Raw genomic sequence first — 18,685 nt, 5'->3', positions numbered from 1 at the left:
AGCCCATGATCATCGGCACCGCCGGCCACATCGACCACGGCAAGACCACGCTGGTGCGCGCGCTCACCGGCGTCGACACCGACCGGCTGCCCGAGGAGAAGCGGCGCGGCATCTCGATCGAGCTGGGCTACGCCTACCTGCGCGCGGCCGAGGGTGTGTCGCTGGGCTTCGTCGATGTGCCCGGTCACGAGCGCCTGCTGCACACCATGCTGGCCGGCGCCACCGGCGTCGACCATGCGCTGCTGGTGGTGGCCGCCGACGACGGCGTGATGCCGCAGACCCGCGAGCACCTGGCCGTGGTCGCGCTGCTGGGCCTGCGGCACGGCACGGTGGCGATCACCAAGATCGACCGCATCGATGCGGCCGAGCGCGCGGCGCGCATCGCGCAGGTGCGCGCGGAGATCGAGGCCCTGCTGGCGCCCACGCCGCTCGCGGGCGCGCCGGTGTTCGCGCTGTCCGCGGGCACGGGCGAAGGGCTCGATGCGCTGCGCGATCACCTGATCGCGCAGGCCCGCACGGTTCGCCTGCACGACGACGCGCTGGCCTTTCGCCTGGCGGTCGACCGTGCCTTCACGCTGCCGGGTGTGGGCACCGTGGTCACGGGCTCGGTGATGGCGGGCCGCGTGCGCATCGGCGACGAACTGCTGATCGTTCCAGGCAAGCGCCCGGTGCGCGTGCGCGGCATCCACGCGCAGAACGAACAGGCCGAGGCCGCGCACGCGGGCCAGCGCTGCGCGTTGGCCCTGGCCGGCGTCGCCAAGGACGAGGTCCACCGCGGCCAGTGGGTGTGTGCGCCCGGGATCGCGCTCGCCACCGAACGCATCGACGTGCAGCTCGGGCTGTGGCCCGGCGAGGCGCATGCACTGCGCTCGGGCACGATCGTGCACGCGCACCTGGGCGCGAGCGACGTGATGGCCTCGGTCGCGCTGCTCGACCGCGACACGCTCGCGCCCGGCGACACCGCGCTGGCCCAGCTGGTGCTGCGCGAGGCCGTGAGTGCGTGGCACGGCGACCGCGGCGTGCTGCGCGACGCCTCGGCCACGCGCACCGTGGCCGGCGTGCGCGTGCTCGATCCCTTTGCGCCGACGCGCTACCGGCGCACGCCCGAACGGCTGCAGGCGCTGGCCGCCTGGGCGATGGACGACCGCAGCGAACGCATCGGCGCATTGCTTGCAAGCGCACCGATGGGCCTGGACACCGACCGGCTCACGCGCGCGCTCGCGCTGTGCGATGCGCCGCCATGGCCGGCCGATGCATTGCAGCTCCCGCAGCGCGCGATCGCGGGCCCGCACCTCGATGCGCTGCGGCAGCAGATCCTCACGCGTCTCGAAGAATTTCACCGCGCCTCGGCGGAGGAAGTCGGCCCCGACCTGCGCCGCCTCAAGCGCCTGGCCGGGCCGCGCGTGGGCGACGCCTTGTGGCAGCACGCCGTCGAGTCCTTGCTGGCGCAGGGCACGCTTGCCCGCAGCGGCCACTGGCTGCACCTGCCCGCGCATGCAGCCGTGCTCAGCGCCACCGAAGAACGGCTGGCCCAGAAACTGTTGCCGCAGATGGCCGACGGCGGCTTCGATCCGCCCTGGGTGCGCGACCTGGCCAAGAACAACAATGTGGCCGAGCCCGTGGTGCGCCAGACGCTCGCGAGCCTGGCGCGACGCGGCCAGGCCTTCCAGGTGATCAAGGACTTGTACTATCCGGCAGCGACCATCGAACGGTTGGCCGCGCTGGCACGCGCCTGCATGGCGAGCGCCGAAGGCCTGCAGGCCGCGAGCTTTCGCGATGCCACCGGCCTGGGCCGCAAGCGGGCGATCCAGCTGCTGGAGTTTTTCGACCGCGTCGGCTACACGCGACGCGTGAAGGATGTGCACCTGCTGCGCCCCGACACCGTGCTGTTCGGTGCGCGGGAAAGCAGTGGGTGATCCCATGAGATTGCATGGGAGGGAATCGTCCCTGGTGGGGCGGCCGGGCTTCAAACCCGGTGGGTGGCGCCACGCGTCGCCGGGAGGGTTCGACTCCCTCTCCCTTCCGCCCTCGGGCAAGAAGGACGGCGCGTTCAGCCCTTGCGACCGCCCATCACCAGCAGCAGCCCACCCACCACGATCGCACCGATACCGGCCCACATCGGCACGTTGACCCGCTCCTTCTCCTTGGCCGAGATCTCGAGCGGACCCAGCTTCACGACCGTCGTGTCCTTGGTGTAGCTGAAGCCGCCATAGGCCAGGGCGAGGCCGCCCGCGACGATGAGGACGATCGCGATGATTCGGGTGGCGTTCATGTGTCTTCCTCCTGGGTTGCGACGCCTGCCACTCTACCGCCGATGCGCGGCCCGGCCGCGCTCACGGCCTGCCGTCCGACGCGAGAGGCAAGGTCATGAAGACGCTGTGCGGATCCTCGGCGTAGTCGCCGAAGGGACCGCAGCGCGTGAAGCCCGCGCTTTCGTAGAGCCGTTGTGCCGGCGCGAAGGGCGCCGTGGCACCGGTCTCCAGGCTCAGGCGTTCATAGCCGCGAGCGGTCGCCACCGAAATGATGTGTTCGAGGATCGCCCTGCCCGCGCCCTGGCCTCGGCGCGCCTGCGGTGTGCGCATGGACTTCAGCTCGCCATGCTTGGCGTCCAGTTCCTTCAACGCGCCGCAGCCGAGCAGTTCCCCGGCCTCTCCGAAGTCGGACCAGGCCGACCAGAAGGTGATGCCGGGCTGGCGCAGCTTGTCCAGGTCGAGCGCGTGCACGCTCTCCGGCGGCGACCATGCGCGCATGCTCTGCAGGTGCTCGTCGAGCAAGGCATGGATGGCGGGGCGGGAGAGGTCGTCACGTTCGATGTGCATGGGTCGGAGGTCGGGGGGTTGATCTTCTGTGGTGCAGAGCAAGCCGCGTGCCTTGCAGGCTCAGCGCGGGTTCAGGCGCTGCTGCATGAAATCGATGAACACGCGCAGCTTGCGCGACACGTGAATACGGCTCGGGTAGTAGAGATAGAAACCCGCAAAGGTCGGCCACCAGGGCTTGAGCAAGGGCACCAGGCGCCCGGCCGCAATGTCGTCCTGCACCTGGGCCTCGAACGCGCAGGCGATACCCGCCCCGGCACGCACGGCGGCCAGCAGCACGTCGCCATCGTTGGTCAGCAGCGGGCCGGTGGTCTCGATGTCGAAGTCGCGGCCCTTGTGGGAGAACTCCCAGCGATAGACGCTGCCGCCCAGCCGTACGTTGATGCAGCGGTGCGCCTTCAGGTCCTCGGGCGTGCGCGGCGGCGTGCGGCCTTCGAGGTAGCGCGGGGCGGCCACGGTCGCGATCCGGCGCCGGCCGCCCAGCGGCACGGCCACCACGTCCTGCGCCAGGTTCTCGCCGAGCCGGATGCCGGCATCGAAGCCGTTGCCCACCAGGTCGAGCAGTGCGTTGTCGCAGTGCATCTCCAGCGTGATCTCGGGGAAGGCCGCGTTGAATTCGATCAGGTGCGGCAACACGAGGATATCGGCCGCGGTGCGCGACAGATTCAGGCGCAGCAGGCCCACGGGGCGTTCGCGGCTCTCGTTCACCGTGTCGATCGCAGTCTCCAGCGCGGACAGACCCAGCCGTGCATCCGACAGAAAGCGCTGTCCGATCTCGGTGACGCCGACGCGGCGCGTCGAGCGGTCGAGCAAGCGCACGCCGAGCCGGCCCTCGAGCGTGCGCACGGTCTGCGACAGCGCCGAAGGCGAGACGCCGAGCTCCGCCGCCGCGCGCGTGAAGCTGGCGTGATGGGCCACGCGCGCAAAGGCCGCGATGGCTGGAAAGAGGTCAGAGGACACGCCGGAATTATGAAGCTCAGCTTCATGCCGCATGCGGCGTCATGCCATTTATCCGGGACTTCTTCGGGACTACCGTTGCGCCTTCACTCCTTCACTCTTCAGGAAACCCATGCGCAATCTCTCCGGCAAGGTCGCCCTCGTCACCGGCGCGTCCAAAGGCATCGGCGCCGGCATCGCCAAGCGCCTGGCGGCCGACGGTGCGTCGGTCATCGTCAACTATTCGCGCAGCGCGGAAGATGCCGAGGTCGTGGTCCGGGCCATCGTCGCCACGGGTGGCCAGGCCTTCGCGGTCAAGGCCGACCTGGGCCGGCCCGAAGACATCCCGCCGCTGATCGATGCGGCCGTGAAGCGCTTCGGGCGGCTCGATATCCTGGTCAACAACGCGGGCGTCTACAAGGTCGACTCGCTCGAGTCGATCACGGCCCAGAGCATCGACGAACACTTCCACATCAACGTGCGCGGCCTGCTGCTCGTGACGCAGGCCGCTGCGCGCGTGCTGCCGCCGGGCGGCGTGATCGTCAACATCAGCTCGGGCGTGGCCACGAGTCCTCAGCCCATGGTGCATGTCTACTGCGCCACCAAGGGCGCGGTCGACACGCTGACGCGCACGTTGGGCATTGAGCTCGGCCCGCGCCGCATCCGTGTGGTCGGCATTGCGCCAGGCTTCGTCGCGACCGAAGGCAATGCCGAGTCGGCCGCGGCCATGACAGACCACCTGGTGGGCAAGACGCCGCTGGGCCGCGTGGGACAGCCGAGCGACATCGCGGCGGCGGTGTCGTATGCGGTGTCGGACGATGCGGCATGGGTCACCGGCACCACTCTCGACGTCGCGGGCGGGCTGGTGTTCTAGGACGCGCCCGGCGCGCAACGCCTCGCGTGCGGCCATGCGCTCGCGGCCCAGACAAGGCAGGCCAGCAGGCTCACGCCTGCGCCCAGCATGCACACGCCGGACCATCCGGCCCGTGCATACACCGCCGTCGAGGCGAGCGCGCCCGCGCCGCTGCCCACCGCATAGAACAGCATGTAGCAGGCGATCAGGCGGCCATGCGATTCGGCCGGCCGCTGCAGGATCAGCGCCTGGTTGGTGACGTGCAGTGCCTGGCAGCCCGCATCGAGCAGCAGGATGCCGAGCGCCAGCCACCACAGCGAGTGCTGCAGCAGCGCCAGCGGCAACCAGGCGAGCAGCAGCAGGCCCAGCGACGCGGCGCTGGTGCGCTGGGCCCAGCCGCGATCGGCCCAGCGGCCCGCCCGCCCTGCGAGCACGGCGCCAACCGCTCCCAGCAGACCGAACGCACCGACGGCCGCATGCGACAGCGACCGTGGGACGGCCGTGAGCGGCAGGGCCAGCGCACTCCAGAAGATGCTGAAGGCCGCGAACATCAGCAAGGCCAACGTGCCCCGGACTTGCAGCACCCTGTCGCTGCGCAGCAGGCCCAGCGACGAACGCAGCAGCTGGCTGTAGGGCTGGCGCGCGGTGACGGGCGCCTGGGCCGGCAGCCGACGCCAGATGCAGGCGCCCAGCACCACCATCACGGCCGCCGAGCCGAGGTAGACGCCGCGCCAGCCCACCAGGTCGGCCAGCACGCCGGACCAGACCCGCGCCAGCAGCAGGCCGACGACCACGCCGGCCTGCGCGGCACCGACCACGCGCCCGCGCTCGGACGCCGCCGCCGTGCTGGCCGCATAGGCAATCATTCCCTGCGTCATCGCCGTGCCCAGCAGGCCGACGCACAACATGCCGGCCATCAGCGCCACGGGGCTGCGCGCCGCGGCCACGCCGATCAGCGCCAGCACCAGGCCCATGAGCTGGGCCCGCGCGAGCCATCGCCGTTCGAGTTGGTCGCCCAGCGGCACCAGCAGCAGCAGGGCCAGCACCGAGCCGGCCTGGGTGGCGGTCACGACGCCGCCGATGGCCGCTTGCGCCATGCCGAACTCCGAGGCCAGGGTGTCGAGCAGCGGCTGGGCGAAGTACACGTTGGCCACGCTGGCGCCGGCGGTACCGGCGAACAGCGCGACCAGGCTGCGCGGCATGGGCGCATCGACAAAGGACGAGCGGGAAGACATCGGCTTTATTGGTTTCATTTTTAAACCAAACGAAGCATACCCGATGAGTTTTAAAATGCAACCAGTGCACGCGCATGGGGCCGTGCCGACGCTGGAGTGAGCACGATGGCCGCACGCAAACGAATGAACACCGCGACCTGCCCGGTCGCCCGCGCACTGGACGTGATCGGCGACCGCTGGTCGCTGCTGATCGTGCGCGACGCCTTCGACGGCGTGAGCCGCTTCAGTGACTTCCAGACCAGCCTGGGCGCGGCCCGCAACATCCTCGCGAGCCGGCTCAAGGCACTGGTGCAGGAGGGCATCCTCGAAAGCCAGCCGGCGGCGGACGGCTCCGCCTACCAGCACTACGTGCTCACACCCAAGGGACAGGCGCTGTTCCCGGTGATCGTCGGGCTGCGGCAATGGGGCGAAGGCCACCTGTTCGCGCGCGGCGAGCACAGCTCGCGCCTGGTCGACCTGAAGAGCGGCCAACCGGTCGCGCGGCTCGGGGTCGAGAGCGCCGACGGGCGAGCGCTGCAGTTCGACGACGTGCAGGTGGTCGGCAGATAGGTCGCTTGCCAGAAGCCCTGGCCGGTGCTGCAATGGCGCCGACCATGGACACCCTGCTCGCGCTCCTTGCCCGCCTGTTCGCCACCGTGGCCCTCAGCGTTGTCTTCTACTGGCCCGGATGGGCACTGCTGAAGCTGCTCACCTGGGGGCGCCATCCGCGCAGTCTGCGCTCGGCCGAGGGCCTGGACGATGCCTGGGGCATCAGCCTCATCGGCTTCGTCAGCAGCGGGCTGCTGGTGGCCATCGCCTGGAAGCTACTCGCCTCATTCCCCTGAGCGCGCCGTGATCCACCAGCAGGCCGCGTCGTAGCGGACGTCCTCGCCCTGCACGAAAGGATCGAAAGCCTTGCGCACCGTGTCGACAAGGCGCGTACGTGTCGCCTCGTCGGCATCCTGCAGCACCAGCCCCAGCGGCCCCAGTCCGGTGAAGTAGCGCACCAGATCGGCTTCGGGCAAGGTGCAGCCGACGTCGATCGGCTCGATCGCGATGTCGGCCCACCCGCTCTGGCGCAGGATCGCGCCCACGCGCTCGCGGTCGGCAAAGGCGAACTGGCCCGGCGCATCCGGCTGGCGTGGCGGCAAGGCCGGCAGCATGGGGGCGGCGGCGCGCTCGGCCGTGGTCATGAAAGGTTCTGGTCCGCCGAACGCCAGGCGATCAGGCGCAGTTCGGCGCCGGGCCGCGCGGCCCGGCGCAGGTTCGCGAAGGCCGCGACCGGATCGTCGAAGAACATCACGCCGAAGCGCGAGACCAGCAGGTCGAAGCGGCCCGGTGCGAAGGCCTGGGTCTGCGCATCGCCACAGAGGAAATCGGTGCGCTCACCCTGCCCGGCCCGCAGGCGCGCCGCAGCGATCATCGGCGCGGAGATGTCGACGCCCACGCAATGCGCGGGCGGGCCCAGCCGGCGTGCGATCGCGTGCGTGGTCGCCCCCGTGCCGCAGCCCACGTCGAGCACGGCCTGCGCCGGGCGGGCCGCCGCGGCGTCGGCCAGCATGGACTCGAAGGGCCGGAACATGCGGTCGAGCATGGCCTGGCCGTCGACCCAGGCGCGGCCTGCGCGGCCGTTCCAGAGGGCGGCCTGCGCGCGCTCGGTGGGGGATGTGTTCATGGTCGCGCTCCTTTGCATCTGTCGAAAGCTAGACTTTGCAACTTCAAGTCGACTTGAGGTCAAGAGATGAATGCACTGGACATCGGCGAGGTCGCCCGACGCTCCGGCCTGCCCGCCTCCACCTTGCGTTTCTACGAGAGCAAGGGGCTGATCGCCTCGGTGGGCCGCCAGGGCCTGCGGCGGCTGTTCGATGCGGCCGTGGTGGAACGCCTGGCACTGATCGCGCTCGGGCGCGCGGCCGGTTTTCGCTCGATGCGATCGCGCAGATGTTCGCGCCCGACGGCCAGCCGCACCTCGACCGCCAGCTGCTGCACGACAAGGCGCAGGAACTCGACCAGACCATCCGCCGGCTCGGCGCCATGCGCGACGGCCTGCGCCACGCCGCGGCCTGCCGCGCGCCCAGCCACATGGAATGCCCGACCTTCCGGCGCATCCTGCGCGCGGCCGAATCCGGCGCCATTGGCGCACGCGCCCCGCGCGCCGCGCAGGGGGCTGCGCCGCTCCTACGTGAGTGAGCGCTCAGTGTAGACTGCCAGGTTTTTCGATCGGCGGGAGGGTGCACGTGTCACAGCGCACAAGTTTCACCGGCTCGGCGCTCGTTCGCTTGCTCGTTCGACTGACGGACATCGACGTTCCCGACGCCAAACGGTCCTTCTCGGACCGATTGAGCCAATGGTTCGGCTGGACCGACGACATCTCCTTGTCCACGGTGATGAACGGGAGTCCGGCCCCCGCGCCATCCAGCGCACGCGCGTCCACCGGCAGCGCGGAAGAAGCGGAGCTCGCACGCGTGCGGGCGGCGCTGGTGCTGGCCATTGCCGACAAGAACGCCTTTCCCCACGCCGACGCCGCCATGGACACGACCGCCGACTTCTCGCCCCACCGCCGGCGCTATCTCGCCCGGCAGCAGGCCATGGAGATGCGCATCGCGCCGCTGCGCGCCCACGTGCGCAGCCGGCTGGCCGCGAAGTCGCCGGCCATGGCCCAGCTCGCAGCCCTCGACGTGGTGATGGAGCAGGTGCTGGGCCCCAAGGAACACAGCCTGCTCGCGACCGTGCCGACCCTGCTGGGCAAGCATTTCGAGCGCCTGCACCAGGCCTACCAGGCGCATCAGGCCGCGCAGGCGGCCCAGGCCGAGCGTGCCGAACGCGCGCTGCAGGACGACGCGCCCGACGCCGACCACGACTACGACCAGCTCCACATCCCCGCCGCCCACTGGCTGGATGTGTTCGGCAAGGACATGCACGCCGTGCTGCTCGCCGAGCTGGACATCCGATTGCAACCGGTCGAGGGGCTGCTCGAAGCCCTTCGCTCCCGCTGACAGACCGACATGACCCGATCCCTTCCCGATCTCTCCAAATACGCCGCATTCTTCGTGGGCCTGGCCGCCGTCTGCTGGGTCGGCATGGGCTACATCGGCACCAACCCGCTGGCCCTGCTGATCTCGCTGCTGATCGGCGCCTTCTATGTGATGGGCGCGCTCGAACTGCGGCGCTACCAGCAGGCCACGGGCACGCTGGCGCAGGCCGTGGCCGAGCGGCCCGCGGCGCCGGCCAGCCTGGGCGCGTGGCTCGAACCGCTGCACCCTTCGCTGCGCAACGCGGTGCGCCTGCGCGTCGAGGGCGAACGCATCGGCCTGCCCGGCCCGGCACTCACCCCTTACCTCGCCGGCCTGCTGGTGCTGCTGGGCATGCTCGGCACCTTCCTGGGCATGATGGTCACGCTCAACGGCACCGGCTCGGCGCTCGAGAGCGCGACCGACCTGCAGGCGGTGCGCGCCTCGCTGTCGGCACCGGTCAAGGGCCTGGGCCTGGCCTTCGGCACCTCGCTGGCCGGCGTCGCCGCCTCGGCGATGCTGGGCCTGATCTCCGCCCTGTGCCGGCGCGACCGGCTGCAGACCGCGCAGCTGCTCGACACCCGCATCGCGACCGTGCTGCGCCCCTTCTCGCTCGCGCACCAGCGCGACGAATCCTTCCGGCTGCTGCAGGCCCAGGGCGAGGCGATGCCGGTGCTGGTCGACCGGCTGCAGGCCATGATGGGCGCGATGGAGCGCCAGGCCCAGGCGCTGAACGAACAGCTGATCGGCAACCAGCAGAGCTTCCACGACAAGACCGAGGCCGCCTATGCAGGGCTGGCCACTTCGGTGGACCGCTCGCTCAAGGAAAGCGTGACCGACAGCGCACGGCTGGCGAGCACGGCCATCCAGCCGGTGGTCGAGGCCACGATGGCCGGCATCGCGCGCGAAACGGCCGCGCTGCACGATACCGTCGGCCAGAGCATGCAGCGCCAGCTCGACGGCCTCAGCAGCCGCCTCGAAGCCGGCACCACCACCGTCGCCGGCCTCTGGAAGAGCGCGCTCGCCGGCCACCAGCAGAGCAGCGAGGCGCTGGCACTCGACCTGCGCGACACGCTGGGCCGCTTCACCGACACCTTCGAGCAGCGCTCGGCCGCGCTGGTGGACGGCGTCTCGAGCCGCCTCGAGCAGACCGTCGGCAGCATGTCCGAGCATTGGCAAAGCGCGCTGGCCCAGCACGAGCGCGCGAGCCAGAGCCTGTCGGGCGACACCCAGCGCGCGCTGGTCGCGGCCTCGGCCACCTTCGAGCAGCATGCGGCCGCGCTGCTGCGCACCGTGGACAGCACCCATGCCGAGCTGCAGGCCGGCATGGCGGCCGGCGACCAGCAACGGCTCGCCGCGTGGACCGCCGCGCTGGAAACGATGGCCGCGTCGCTGCAGCAGCAATGGCTGCAGACCGGCGAGCGCAGCGAGCGCCAGCAGCAGGCCATCTGCGACACGCTGGTGAAGAGCGCCACCGAGATTGCCGCGCAGACCGAGGCCCAGGCCCGCAGCACCCTCGCCGAGATCGGCCAGCTGGTACAGGCCGCGTCCGAAGCACCGCGCGCATTGACGGCCGCGTCGGCCGCCTTCGAGCAGCATGCGGCCTCGCTGCTGCGCACGGTCGACAGCGCGCATGCCGAACTGCACAGCGGCCTGGCCGCCAGCGACCAGCAGCGCCTCGCCGCCTGGACCGCCTCGCTCGAAGCCATGGCCGCCTCGCTGCAGCAGCAGTGGCTGCAGACCGGCGAGCACAGCGCGCGCCAGCAGCAGGCCATCTGCGACACGCTGGCGCAGACCGCCGCCGAGATCTCCTCGCAGAGCGAAGCCCACACCAGGAACACCATCGCCGAGATCGGCCAGCTGGTGCAGGCCGCATCGGAAGCACCGCGTGCGCTCACAGCGGCCTCGGCTGCCTTCGAGCAGCATGCGGCCTCGCTGCTGCGCACGGTCGATGCGGCGCACACCGAACTGCAGGCCGGCCTGGCCGCTGGCGACGAACAGCGGCTCGCCACCTGGACCGCTTCGCTGCAGGCCATGGCCGCATCTCTCGACCAGCAATGGCAGCAGACCGGCGAACGCAGCGAGCGCCAGCAGCAGGCCATCTGCGACACGCTGGTCCAGACCGCCACCGAGATCTCCGCGCAGACCGCGGCCCATACGAAGAGCACCATCGCCGAGATCGGCCAGCTGGTGCAGGCCGCGTCCGAAGCACCGCGCGCCTTGACAGCCGCCTCGGCCGCCTTCGAGCAGCATGCGGCCTCGCTGCTGCGCACGGTCGACACGGCACACACCGAGCTGCAGACCGGCCTCGCGGCCAGCGACCAGCAGCGCCTCACGGCCTGGACCGCCGCGCTGGAGGCGATGGCGACCTCGCTGCAGCAGCAGTGGCAGCAGACCGGCGAGCACAGCGAACGCCAGCAGCAGGCCATCTGCGACACGCTCGCACAGACCGCCACCGAGATCTCCGCCCAGACCGAAGCCCACACGAAGAGCACCATCGCCGAGATCGGCCAGCTGGTGCAGCTGGCCTCCGAAGCCCCGCGCGCCGCGGCCGAGGTGATGACCGAATTGCGCCAGAAGCTGTCCGAAGGCATGGCGCGCGACAACAGCATGCTCGAGGAACGCAGCCGCATCCTAGGCACGCTCGAGACCCTGCTCGAGGCGGTGAACCATGCCTCGACCGAGCAGCGCGGCGCCATCGATGCGCTGGTGTCGACCTCGGCCGACCTGCTCGACCGCGTGGGCGCGCGCTTCACCGACCAGGTCGACTCCGAAGCCGGCAAGATGGCCGAGGTGGCGGCGCAGATCACCGGCAGCGCGGTCGAGGTGGCGAGCCTGGGCGAGGCCTTCGGCTTCGCGGTGCAGCTGTTCTCCGAATCGAACGACAAGCTGGGCGCGCAGCTGCAGCGTATCGAAGCCGCGCTGGGCAAGTCGCTCACGCGCAGCGACGAGCAGCTGGCCTACTACGTGGCGCAGGCGCGCGAGGTCATCGACCTGAGCATCCTGTCGCAGAAGCAGATCGTCGAAGACCTGCAGCAGATCGCCGGCCAGCGCATGGCCGCAGGCAGCGAAGCGTGATGAGCGAGGACATCGAAGCCGACGTCGAACCGGCCGTGCCGGTCTGGGCCGTCTTCGGCGACCTGATGTCGGGCCTGCTGGGCGCCTTCGTGCTGATCCTGGTGTGCGTGATCGGCATGCAGCTCGACCTCACGACCCGGCTCGAGGCCGAGGTCAAGCAGCGCCAGGCCGAAGCACAGCGGCTGCAGACGCTCGAGCAGGCGCTGGCGGGCCCGCTGGCCGCCGGCCGCGTGACGTTGACCAACGGCCGCATCGGCATCAGCGGCAACGTGCTGTTCGACCTCAACTCGGCCGAGCTGCAGCCCGAGGGCCGCCAGTTGCTCAAGAGCCTGGCCGAACCCGTGGCCGCCTACCTGCGCTCACGCGACGAGATCCTGATGGTCAGCGGCTTCACCGACAACCGGCAGGTGCGCGGCGGCAACCGCCAGTTCGCCGACAACTGGGAACTCTCGGCCCAGCGCGCGCTGACCGTGACGCGCACGCTGATCGAGGAAGGCCTGCCCGCCGCGTCGGTGTTCGCCGCGGCCTTCGGCGCCGAGCAGGCCGTGGCCTCGAACGCCGATGCCGATGGCCGCTCGCGCAACCGTCGCGTGGAGATGGCGCCCACGCCGCGGCCGTCGAGCGTGGAAGCCAAAAAGCCGTGAACCCCGAAGACGTCGGCGCACAGCTGGAGGCGTGGCGCGCGAGCGGCGCGCACCGCGCCGACCTGGTGCGCTTTCGCCTGATCGAGGCCATGGCCCGGCGCGCGGCCGCGCACCAGGGCGCGGCCCGCCTGCGCCTCGACGCGCGGCTGGACGCGCTGCTGGCAGCCTATGCCGGACAGCTCGCGCAAACGGAGCCCGGCGCCACGGCGCCGACACCCACGCCTGCTGCGGGCGCACTCGCCGCGCTGGTCACGCACATCGCGCAGCACACGACGACCGACACGCACGCGCCCAGCCTCGCCGGTGCGCCGGAGCTCAAGACGCTCGGCTATTTCCGCAGCACCTGGACCCGGCTCAATGCCGACCGCCAGCTCACGCAGTCGCTGGCCAAGGTGCCCGAGAACGCGGGCCCGCTGAATTCGCACAACCTGGTGCACCGCTCGCTGCTGCTGATGCGCGAGCTGTCGCCGGCCTACCTGCACCGGCTGATGGGTTACGTCGACACGCTGATGTGGGCCGAGCAGGCCCAGGCGAGCATCGCGGCGGCGCCCGCTGAAACACCACGCGCACCGGCGGCCCGGAAGACTGCGCGCAGCAAGGCGCGCTGAATACCCCTCAGGCCATGACCTGAAGGCGCGCAGGGCCCGCTTCGGCGCGCCCCACCACCGCGGCCTGCGCAAAGCCCTCGTCGCGGAACACCTGCAGCACCGCTTCCACCGCCTCGGGCGCACAGCTCACGAGCAATCCACCCGACGTCTGTGGATCGCTCAGCAGTGCCTGCGCGGTGGCCGGCAGGCCCTCGGCCAGCACCACGTCGGCGCCGTAGCCCTGCCAGTTGCGGCCCGAGGCGCCGGTCACGAAACCGTCGGTGGCCATGGCCTCGACGCCATCGAGCAACGGCACCTTCGACCATTCGATCACGGCCGTGAGCCCCGCGCCGCGCGCGAGTTCGAGCGTGTGGCCCGCGAGGCCGAAGCCGGTCACGTCGGTCAGCGCATGCACGCCGTCGAGCTGCGCCAGCGCGATGCCCGGCGTGTTGAGCTTCGTGGTCGTGTCGATCAGTTGACGGTAGCCGGCTTCCGGCAGCTTCTCCTTCTTGAGCGCCGCCGACAGCACGCCCACGCCCAGCGGCTTGCCCAGCACCAGCACGTCGCCGGCCCGCGCGCCCGCGTTGCGGCGCACCCGCTCGGGGTGCACCAGGCCCATCACGACCAGGCCGTAGATGGGCTCGACCGAGTCGATGGTGTGGCCGCCTGCGATCGGGATGCCGGCCGCGCGGCACACGTCCTGGCCGCCACGCACGATCTCGCCGATGACTTCGATCGGCAGCTGATTGATGGGCATCGCGACCAGCGCCAGCGCCATGATGGGCTTGCCGCCCATCGCATAGACGTCGCTGATCGCGTTGGTGGCGGCGATGCGGCCGAACTCGTAGGGGTCGTCCACGATCGGCATGAAGAAGTCGGTGGTGGCGATCAGCGCCTGGCTGTCGTTGAGCCTGTAGACGGCTGCGTCGTCGGCGGTCTCGATGCCGACCATGAGCTCGGGCGGGATGAAACCCGCGTGGCTGTTGCGGAGGATCTCCGACAGCACGCCGGGCGCGATCTTGCAGCCGCAGCCGCCGCCATGGGAAAAACTGGTGAGGCGCAGCGGGGCGAGCGGGTTCATGGGCGTGGGGTTCATGCGGGGATTATCGGGAGGCGATAGCGCTTCCTACAATCGGCCCTTTCCTGCCCTGCTCGCCAACTGAGGTATCCCCATGAAGACTTTCACCCGGCTGACGCTCGCCCTGTCCCTCTCCCTCGCCGCCTGCGGCGCCTTCGCGCAGGCCACGGTGCTGCGCGTGTCGGCCATCCCCGACGAAGCGCCGACCGAGCTGCAGCGCAAGTTCACGCCGCTGGGCAACTACCTCAAGAAGGAAACCGGCATGGACGTGCAGTTCACGCCCGTGACCGATTACGCGGCCGTGGTCGAGGGCCTGGCGACGAACAAGATCGACCTGGCCTGGCTGGGCGGCTTCACCTTCGTGCAGGCCCGCATCCGCTCCAGCGGCGGCGTGGTGCCGATCGCGCAGCGCGCCGAGGACGAGGTCTTTACCAGCAAGTTCATCGTGCCGATCGACAGCCCCGCGAAATCGCTGGCCGACCTCAAGGGCAAGACCTTCGCCTTCGGCGCGCCCTCCTCCACCTCGGGCAGCCTGATGCCGCGCTACTTCCTGCTGCAGGCCGGCATCAACCCGGAGAAGGACTTCAAGACGGTCGCGTTCTCGGGCGCGCACGACGCCACCGTGGCCTTCGTGGCCGCCAACCGCGCCGAAGCCGGCGTGCTCAACGCCTCGGTCTGGGACAAGCTGGTGGAAGCCAGGAACCCCAACGCCGCCAAGGTGCGCGTGCTGGCGACCACGCCGACCTACTACGACTACAACTGGACCGTGCGCCCGGGCCTGGACCCGGTGCTGCAGAAGAAGCTGACCGAGGCCTTCCTCAAGCTCGATCCGGCCAACCCCGCGCACAAGGAAATCATGGACCTGCAGCGCGCGAGCAAGTTCATCGCGACGAAGTCCTCCAACTACGACGGCATCGAGACCGCAGGCAAGTCGGCAGGCCTGATCAAGTGACCTCGGCGTGAGCTTTTCCCTCGAGGCCGTCGGCGTCGTCCACCCCAACGGCCAGCGTGCGCTCGCGGGTGTGACGCTGGCCGCGCGCGAGGGCGAGCGCATCGCCGTCATCGGCCCCTCGGGCGCCGGCAAGACCACGCTGCTGCGTGTGCTCGGTGCGGCGCTGCGGCCCGGCGAAGGCACGGTACAGGCACTGGGCGCCTCGCCCTGGACCTTGCCGCCCGCGCCGTTGCGCCAGCTGCGCGCACGCATCGGCACCGTCCACCAGGCGCCGCCGATCGCGCCGCGGCTGCGCGTGGTGTCGGCTGTGCTGGCCGGCCGGCTGGGGCAGTGGTCGACGGCGCGCGCCCTGCGCTCTCTGCTGCATCCCGCCGACATCGAGGGCGCGCACGAAGCACTGCGCCGGGTGGCGATGGAAGACCGCCTGTTCGATCGCTGCGACCGCCTCTCGGGCGGCCAGCTGCAGCGCGTGGGCATCGCGCGCACGCTCTACCAGCGGCCCGCACTGCTGCTGGCCGACGAACCGGTGTCGGCCCTCGATCCCACACTGGCCGACGCCACCGTGCGCACGCTCGTCGCACAGAGCGAGGCCACGGACGCCACGCTGGTCGCCTCGCTGCATGCGGTCGACCTGGCGCTGCGCTGGTTTCCGCGCATCGTGGGCATGCGCGACGGCCGCGTGATGTTCGACCGCCCGGCCGACGCCGTGACGCAGACCATGCTGGCCGCGCTCTACGCGAGCGAAGGCGGCCCGCCCGCGTCGGACACGCCGGCACGGGGCCTTGCCGAGCCCGCCTTCCGCCGACCCGATTGCCCGTGAGCCGCGCCGCCGCCACACCCCGGCGCGACCCGCGGGCCCGCGCGCGCATCGCCTGGACGGTGGTGGCACTCGTGATCGCCTGGCCGATGGGGGTGCTGGCCGAGTTCAAGCCCTGGGCGCTGTTCGCCCCGGGCAACCTCGCGGTGATCGGCGGCTTCCTCGCCGGCTTCCTGCCGCCCGACGGTTCGCCCGCCTTCCTCGCGCTGCTGGCCAGGGCCACGCTCGAGACACTGGCCATGGCCACGGCCGGCACCGCGCTGGCCTTCGCGATCGCGGTGCCGCTGGCCTTCGCGAGCACGCGCGCGCTGTCGGTCTCGCGCATCGGGCCAGGGCCGGGCGGCGCCCGCGCGATGGCCGTGCGACAGGCCGTGCGTTCGCTGCTGATGGTGCTGCGCGCCATCCCCGAGATCGTCTGGGCGCTGATCTTCGTGCGCGCACTCGGGCTGGGCCCGGCCGCGGGCGTGCTGGCGCTGGCCATCACCTACGGCGGCATGCTGGGCAAGGTCTATGCCGAGATCCTCGAATCGACCGACATGCGCCCGGCCCGCGCGCTGCTCGAAGCCGGCAGCGGCCGCATCGCCGCGCTGTGCTACGGCCTGCTGCCGAACGCGGCCCAGGAACTGGCCTCCTACACCGTGTACCGCTGGGAGTGCGCGGTGCGTGCCTCGGTGGTGATGGGCTTCGTCGGCGCGGGCGGGCTGGGCCAGCTGATGGACCAGTCGATGAAGATGCTCAACGGCGGCGAGGCCAGCAGCATCCTGCTCGTCTTCCTGGCCCTGGTGCTGCTGGCCGATGCGCTGAGCAACGCCTTGCGAAAGCTGCTCGCATGATGACGCTGCCGCCCGCCCCGCCGCCCTGCATCCGCTGCCGGATCGTGATCGCGGGCGTGCTCGCCGCCGTGGTGGCCAGCTTCGTCTACCTCGGCATCGACTATCGCGCGCTGTTCACCGGCGAGTCGTTGCGGCTGATGGCCAGGTTCGTAGCCGAGTTCTTCCCGCCCGACCTCTCGCCCGCCTTCCTGGCCAAGGCCGGCTGGGGCGCATTGCAGACGCTGGCGGTGTCGGCGCTGGGCACGCTGCTGGCCGCGGTCGCGGGCGCGGTGCTGGCGCTGCCGGCCTCGGGCCGCCTCGGGCGCATCGCGCAGCCGCTGTCGCGCTTCATCCTCAACTTCCTGCGCAGCGTGCCCGAGCTGGTCTGGGCCGCGCTGATGGTGCTGGCCGCCGGCATCGGCCCCTTTGCCGGCGCGCTGGCGCTGGGCCTGCACACCACGGGCGTGCTGGGCCGGCTGTTCGCCGAGGGGCTGGAGAACGCGCCGCGCGACCCCGAGGATGCGCTGGTGCAGGCCGGGGCCGGCCCGGTCTCGGCCTTCATCTATGCGAGCCTGCAGCTGGTGCTGCCGCAATGGGTGGCCTACACGCTCTACCGCTGGGAGATGAACATCCGCATGGCCGCGGTGCTGGGCTTCGTCGGCGGCGGCGGGCTGGGCCAGCTGCTGTATTTCCACCTGTCGATCTTCCAGCAGCAGCAGGCCATGACGGTGCTGATCGCGATGTTCGGGCTGGTGGCGCTGGTCGATTTCCTCAGCGCCCGGCTGCGGCGTGGGTTAGGGTCGGCCTATGCATGACCGGCCCTCCAAACATTTCCAGCCCACGCGCGTGAAAGACCGCCACGCCTTCGACACGATCATCGACGCGCGCACGCCGGCCGAGTTCGCGCTCGACCACATTCCCGGCGCCATCAACTGCCCGGTGCTGGACGACGACGAGCGCCGCATCGTCGGCACGATCTACAAGCAGACCGGTGCCTTCGAGGCCCGGCGCGTGGGCGGCGCGATGGTCGCGGCCAACCTCGCGCGCCACCTGCGCGAGCAGTTCGCCGACCGGCCCGCGTCGTGGAAGCCGCTGGTCTACTGCTGGCGCGGCGGCCTGCGCAGCGGCTCGATGGTGCAGTGGCTGCGCCTGGTCGGCTGGGATGCACAGCAGCTCGCCGGCGGCTACAAGAGCTTTCGCCACCATGTGCTGGAACAGATCGAGGCGCTGTGCCCGCAGCTCGACCTGCGCGTGATCTGCGGCGCCACCGGCAGCGCCAAGACCCGCGTGCTGGAGGCGCTGGCCGCGCGCGGCGCCCAGGTGCTCGACCTCGAGCATTGCGCCCGCCACAAGGGCTCCCTGCTGGGCGCCTGGCCGGGCGTGCCGCAGCCCTCGCAGAAGAACTTCGAGACCGGCATCGCCACCGTGTTCGAAACGCTCGACCTGGCGCGGCCGCTGTACCTCGAAGGCGAGAGCGCGCGCATCGGCCGCATCGCGCTGCCGGTGCCGCTGGTGACGCGCATGCGCGCCGCCCGCTGCATCGAGGTCGAGGCCACGCCCGCGGCGCGGCTGGACTTCCTGCTGCGCGACTACGCCTACCTGGGCGACGACCGCGACGCGCTGGCCGAGACGCTGGGCCGGCTCAAGGAAATGCAGGGCAAGGAAACCGTGCAGCGCTGGCAAGCCTGGGCCCGGGCGGGCGAGCTGCAGCCGCTGTTCGCCGAGCTGATGGCGCTGCACTACGACCCGCACTACGCGCGTTCGCAGGAACGCCACTTCGCGGCCTGGCCGCAGCGCGAGCGGGTCGCGGCGCCCGACCTCACGCCGGCCGGCATCGACGCCGTGGCCGACGCGATCCTGGCCCTGCCCGCGCGCGCCTGAGGGTCT

The 18,685-nt window shown here is 71.0% G+C and carries 18 protein-coding genes, 1 tRNA gene and 2 pseudogenes; 15 read left to right on the top strand and 6 right to left on the bottom strand.

The genetic code is table 11. The features are described from left to right. The first annotated feature begins 5 nt into the window (after window positions 1-5). On the top strand, window positions 6-1,916 hold the full coding sequence (selB, locus tag K0H49_RS00325; RefSeq protein WP_219209158.1) for a selenocysteine-specific translation elongation factor: 1,911 nt from the start codon (window positions 6-8) through the stop codon (window positions 1,914-1,916). 16 nt (window positions 1,917-1,932) lie between these two features. Next, window positions 1,933-2,025: transfer RNA gene (locus K0H49_RS00320), tRNA-Sec, on the top strand. Between the two features lie 25 nt (window positions 2,026-2,050). On the opposite strand, the gene K0H49_RS00315 is transcribed toward K0H49_RS00320, so the two are convergent. From K0H49_RS00315 to K0H49_RS00305, 3 genes are all read right to left on the bottom strand, one after another. After that, a complete protein-coding gene (locus K0H49_RS00315) occupies window positions 2,051-2,272 on the bottom strand; it encodes a hypothetical protein (protein WP_219209157.1) in 222 nt (73 codons plus the stop codon). Between the two features lie 61 nt (window positions 2,273-2,333). Continuing rightward, window positions 2,334-2,819 (bottom strand): GNAT family N-acetyltransferase, encoded by a 486-nt coding sequence (locus tag K0H49_RS00310; RefSeq protein ID WP_219209156.1) that lies wholly within the window; start codon window positions 2,817-2,819, stop codon window positions 2,334-2,336. Between the two features lie 60 nt (window positions 2,820-2,879). Continuing rightward, on the bottom strand, window positions 2,880-3,776 hold the full coding sequence (locus tag K0H49_RS00305) for a LysR family transcriptional regulator (protein ID WP_374122280.1): 897 nt from the start codon (window positions 3,774-3,776) through the stop codon (window positions 2,880-2,882). Between the two features lie 109 nt (window positions 3,777-3,885). On the opposite strand from K0H49_RS00305, the gene K0H49_RS00300 reads away from it, so the two are divergent. After that, on the top strand, window positions 3,886-4,626 hold the full coding sequence (locus K0H49_RS00300) for an SDR family NAD(P)-dependent oxidoreductase (protein WP_219209154.1): 741 nt from the start codon (window positions 3,886-3,888) through the stop codon (window positions 4,624-4,626). Here K0H49_RS00300 and K0H49_RS00295 read toward each other — a convergent pair. After that, window positions 4,623-5,840 (bottom strand): MFS transporter, encoded by a 1,218-nt coding sequence (locus K0H49_RS00295; RefSeq protein WP_257624514.1) that lies wholly within the window; start codon window positions 5,838-5,840, stop codon window positions 4,623-4,625. The genes K0H49_RS00300 and K0H49_RS00295 overlap by 4 nt on opposite strands. 105 nt (window positions 5,841-5,945) lie before the next feature. Between K0H49_RS00295 and K0H49_RS00290 the strand changes: the two genes are divergently transcribed. Both K0H49_RS00290 and K0H49_RS00285 read left to right on the top strand, forming a co-directional pair. Further along, a complete protein-coding gene (locus K0H49_RS00290; RefSeq protein WP_219209153.1) occupies window positions 5,946-6,389 on the top strand; it encodes a winged helix-turn-helix transcriptional regulator in 444 nt (147 codons plus the stop codon). 44 nt (window positions 6,390-6,433) lie between these two features. Beyond that, on the top strand, window positions 6,434-6,664 hold the full coding sequence (locus tag K0H49_RS00285; RefSeq protein WP_219209152.1) for a hypothetical protein: 231 nt from the start codon (window positions 6,434-6,436) through the stop codon (window positions 6,662-6,664). Here the strand turns inward: K0H49_RS00285 and K0H49_RS00280 are convergent. Continuing rightward, window positions 6,653-7,494, bottom strand: a pseudogene (locus tag K0H49_RS00280) (class I SAM-dependent methyltransferase). The gene K0H49_RS00285 and the pseudogene K0H49_RS00280 overlap by 12 nt on opposite strands. Before the next feature lie 66 nt (window positions 7,495-7,560). Here K0H49_RS00280 and K0H49_RS00275 point away from each other — a divergent pair. The 5 genes and pseudogenes from K0H49_RS00275 to K0H49_RS00255 all read left to right on the top strand — a co-directional run bounded on the left by K0H49_RS00275 (window position 7,561) and on the right by K0H49_RS00255 (window position 13,160). Continuing rightward, a pseudogene (locus tag K0H49_RS00275) lies at window positions 7,561-8,009 on the top strand (helix-turn-helix domain-containing protein). Between the two features lie 29 nt (window positions 8,010-8,038). After that, entirely contained in the window at window positions 8,039-8,815 is a 777-nt protein-coding gene (locus K0H49_RS00270; RefSeq protein ID WP_445206038.1) for a DUF3348 domain-containing protein, read from the top strand. Window positions 8,816-8,824: 9 nt separating this feature from the next. Further along, window positions 8,825-11,908, top strand: a complete 3,084-nt coding sequence (locus K0H49_RS00265) for a DUF802 domain-containing protein (RefSeq protein ID WP_219209150.1) — start codon at window positions 8,825-8,827, stop codon at window positions 11,906-11,908. Then, the gene (locus K0H49_RS00260) at window positions 11,908-12,552 is read left to right on the top strand and encodes an OmpA family protein (protein WP_219209149.1); all 645 of its coding nucleotides are present in this window, start codon (window positions 11,908-11,910) and stop codon (window positions 12,550-12,552) included. The genes K0H49_RS00265 and K0H49_RS00260 overlap by 1 nt, the downstream gene beginning before the upstream one ends. After that, complete coding sequence (locus tag K0H49_RS00255) at window positions 12,549-13,160, top strand: DUF2894 domain-containing protein (protein WP_219209148.1); 612 nt, start codon at window positions 12,549-12,551, stop codon at window positions 13,158-13,160. Before K0H49_RS00260 ends, K0H49_RS00255 begins: the two co-directional genes overlap by 4 nt. Before the next feature lie 7 nt (window positions 13,161-13,167). Here K0H49_RS00255 and selD read toward each other — a convergent pair whose 3' ends face one another. Further along, window positions 13,168-14,235: a selenide, water dikinase SelD gene (gene selD / locus K0H49_RS00250; RefSeq protein WP_219209147.1), complete on the bottom strand. Its 1,068-nt coding sequence runs from the start codon at window positions 14,233-14,235 to the stop codon at window positions 13,168-13,170. A 76-nt stretch (window positions 14,236-14,311) separates the two neighbouring features. Here selD and K0H49_RS00245 point away from each other — a divergent pair, with 76 nt between their 5' ends. From K0H49_RS00245 to mnmH, 5 genes are read left to right on the top strand one after another with little or no spacing between them, the layout of a single operon-like run. Further along, entirely contained in the window at window positions 14,312-15,169 is an 858-nt protein-coding gene (locus tag K0H49_RS00245; RefSeq protein ID WP_219209146.1) for a putative selenate ABC transporter substrate-binding protein, read from the top strand. A gap of 7 nt (window positions 15,170-15,176) precedes the next feature. Beyond that, window positions 15,177-15,989 (top strand): phosphonate ABC transporter ATP-binding protein, encoded by an 813-nt coding sequence (locus tag K0H49_RS00240; RefSeq protein ID WP_219209145.1) that lies wholly within the window; start codon window positions 15,177-15,179, stop codon window positions 15,987-15,989. Then, window positions 15,980-16,819 (top strand): PhnE/PtxC family ABC transporter permease, encoded by an 840-nt coding sequence (locus K0H49_RS00235; protein WP_374122279.1) that lies wholly within the window; start codon window positions 15,980-15,982, stop codon window positions 16,817-16,819. The genes K0H49_RS00240 and K0H49_RS00235 overlap by 10 nt, the downstream gene beginning before the upstream one ends. Further along, window positions 16,816-17,613 (top strand): phosphonate ABC transporter, permease protein PhnE, encoded by a 798-nt coding sequence (phnE, locus tag K0H49_RS00230; RefSeq protein ID WP_219209143.1) that lies wholly within the window; start codon window positions 16,816-16,818, stop codon window positions 17,611-17,613. The genes K0H49_RS00235 and phnE overlap by 4 nt, the downstream gene beginning before the upstream one ends. Beyond that, window positions 17,606-18,679: a tRNA 2-selenouridine(34) synthase MnmH gene (mnmH, locus tag K0H49_RS00225; protein WP_219209142.1), complete on the top strand. Its 1,074-nt coding sequence runs from the start codon at window positions 17,606-17,608 to the stop codon at window positions 18,677-18,679. The genes phnE and mnmH overlap by 8 nt, the downstream gene beginning before the upstream one ends. Window positions 18,680-18,685 lie beyond the last annotated feature (6 nt).

This window comes from Variovorax boronicumulans (genome assembly GCF_019352895.1).
Taxonomy (GTDB): domain Bacteria; phylum Pseudomonadota; class Gammaproteobacteria; order Burkholderiales; family Burkholderiaceae_C; genus Variovorax; species Variovorax boronicumulans_A.
The sequence above is the reverse complement of the archived record's forward strand: the minus strand, read 5'-3'. Positions and strand labels throughout refer to the sequence as shown.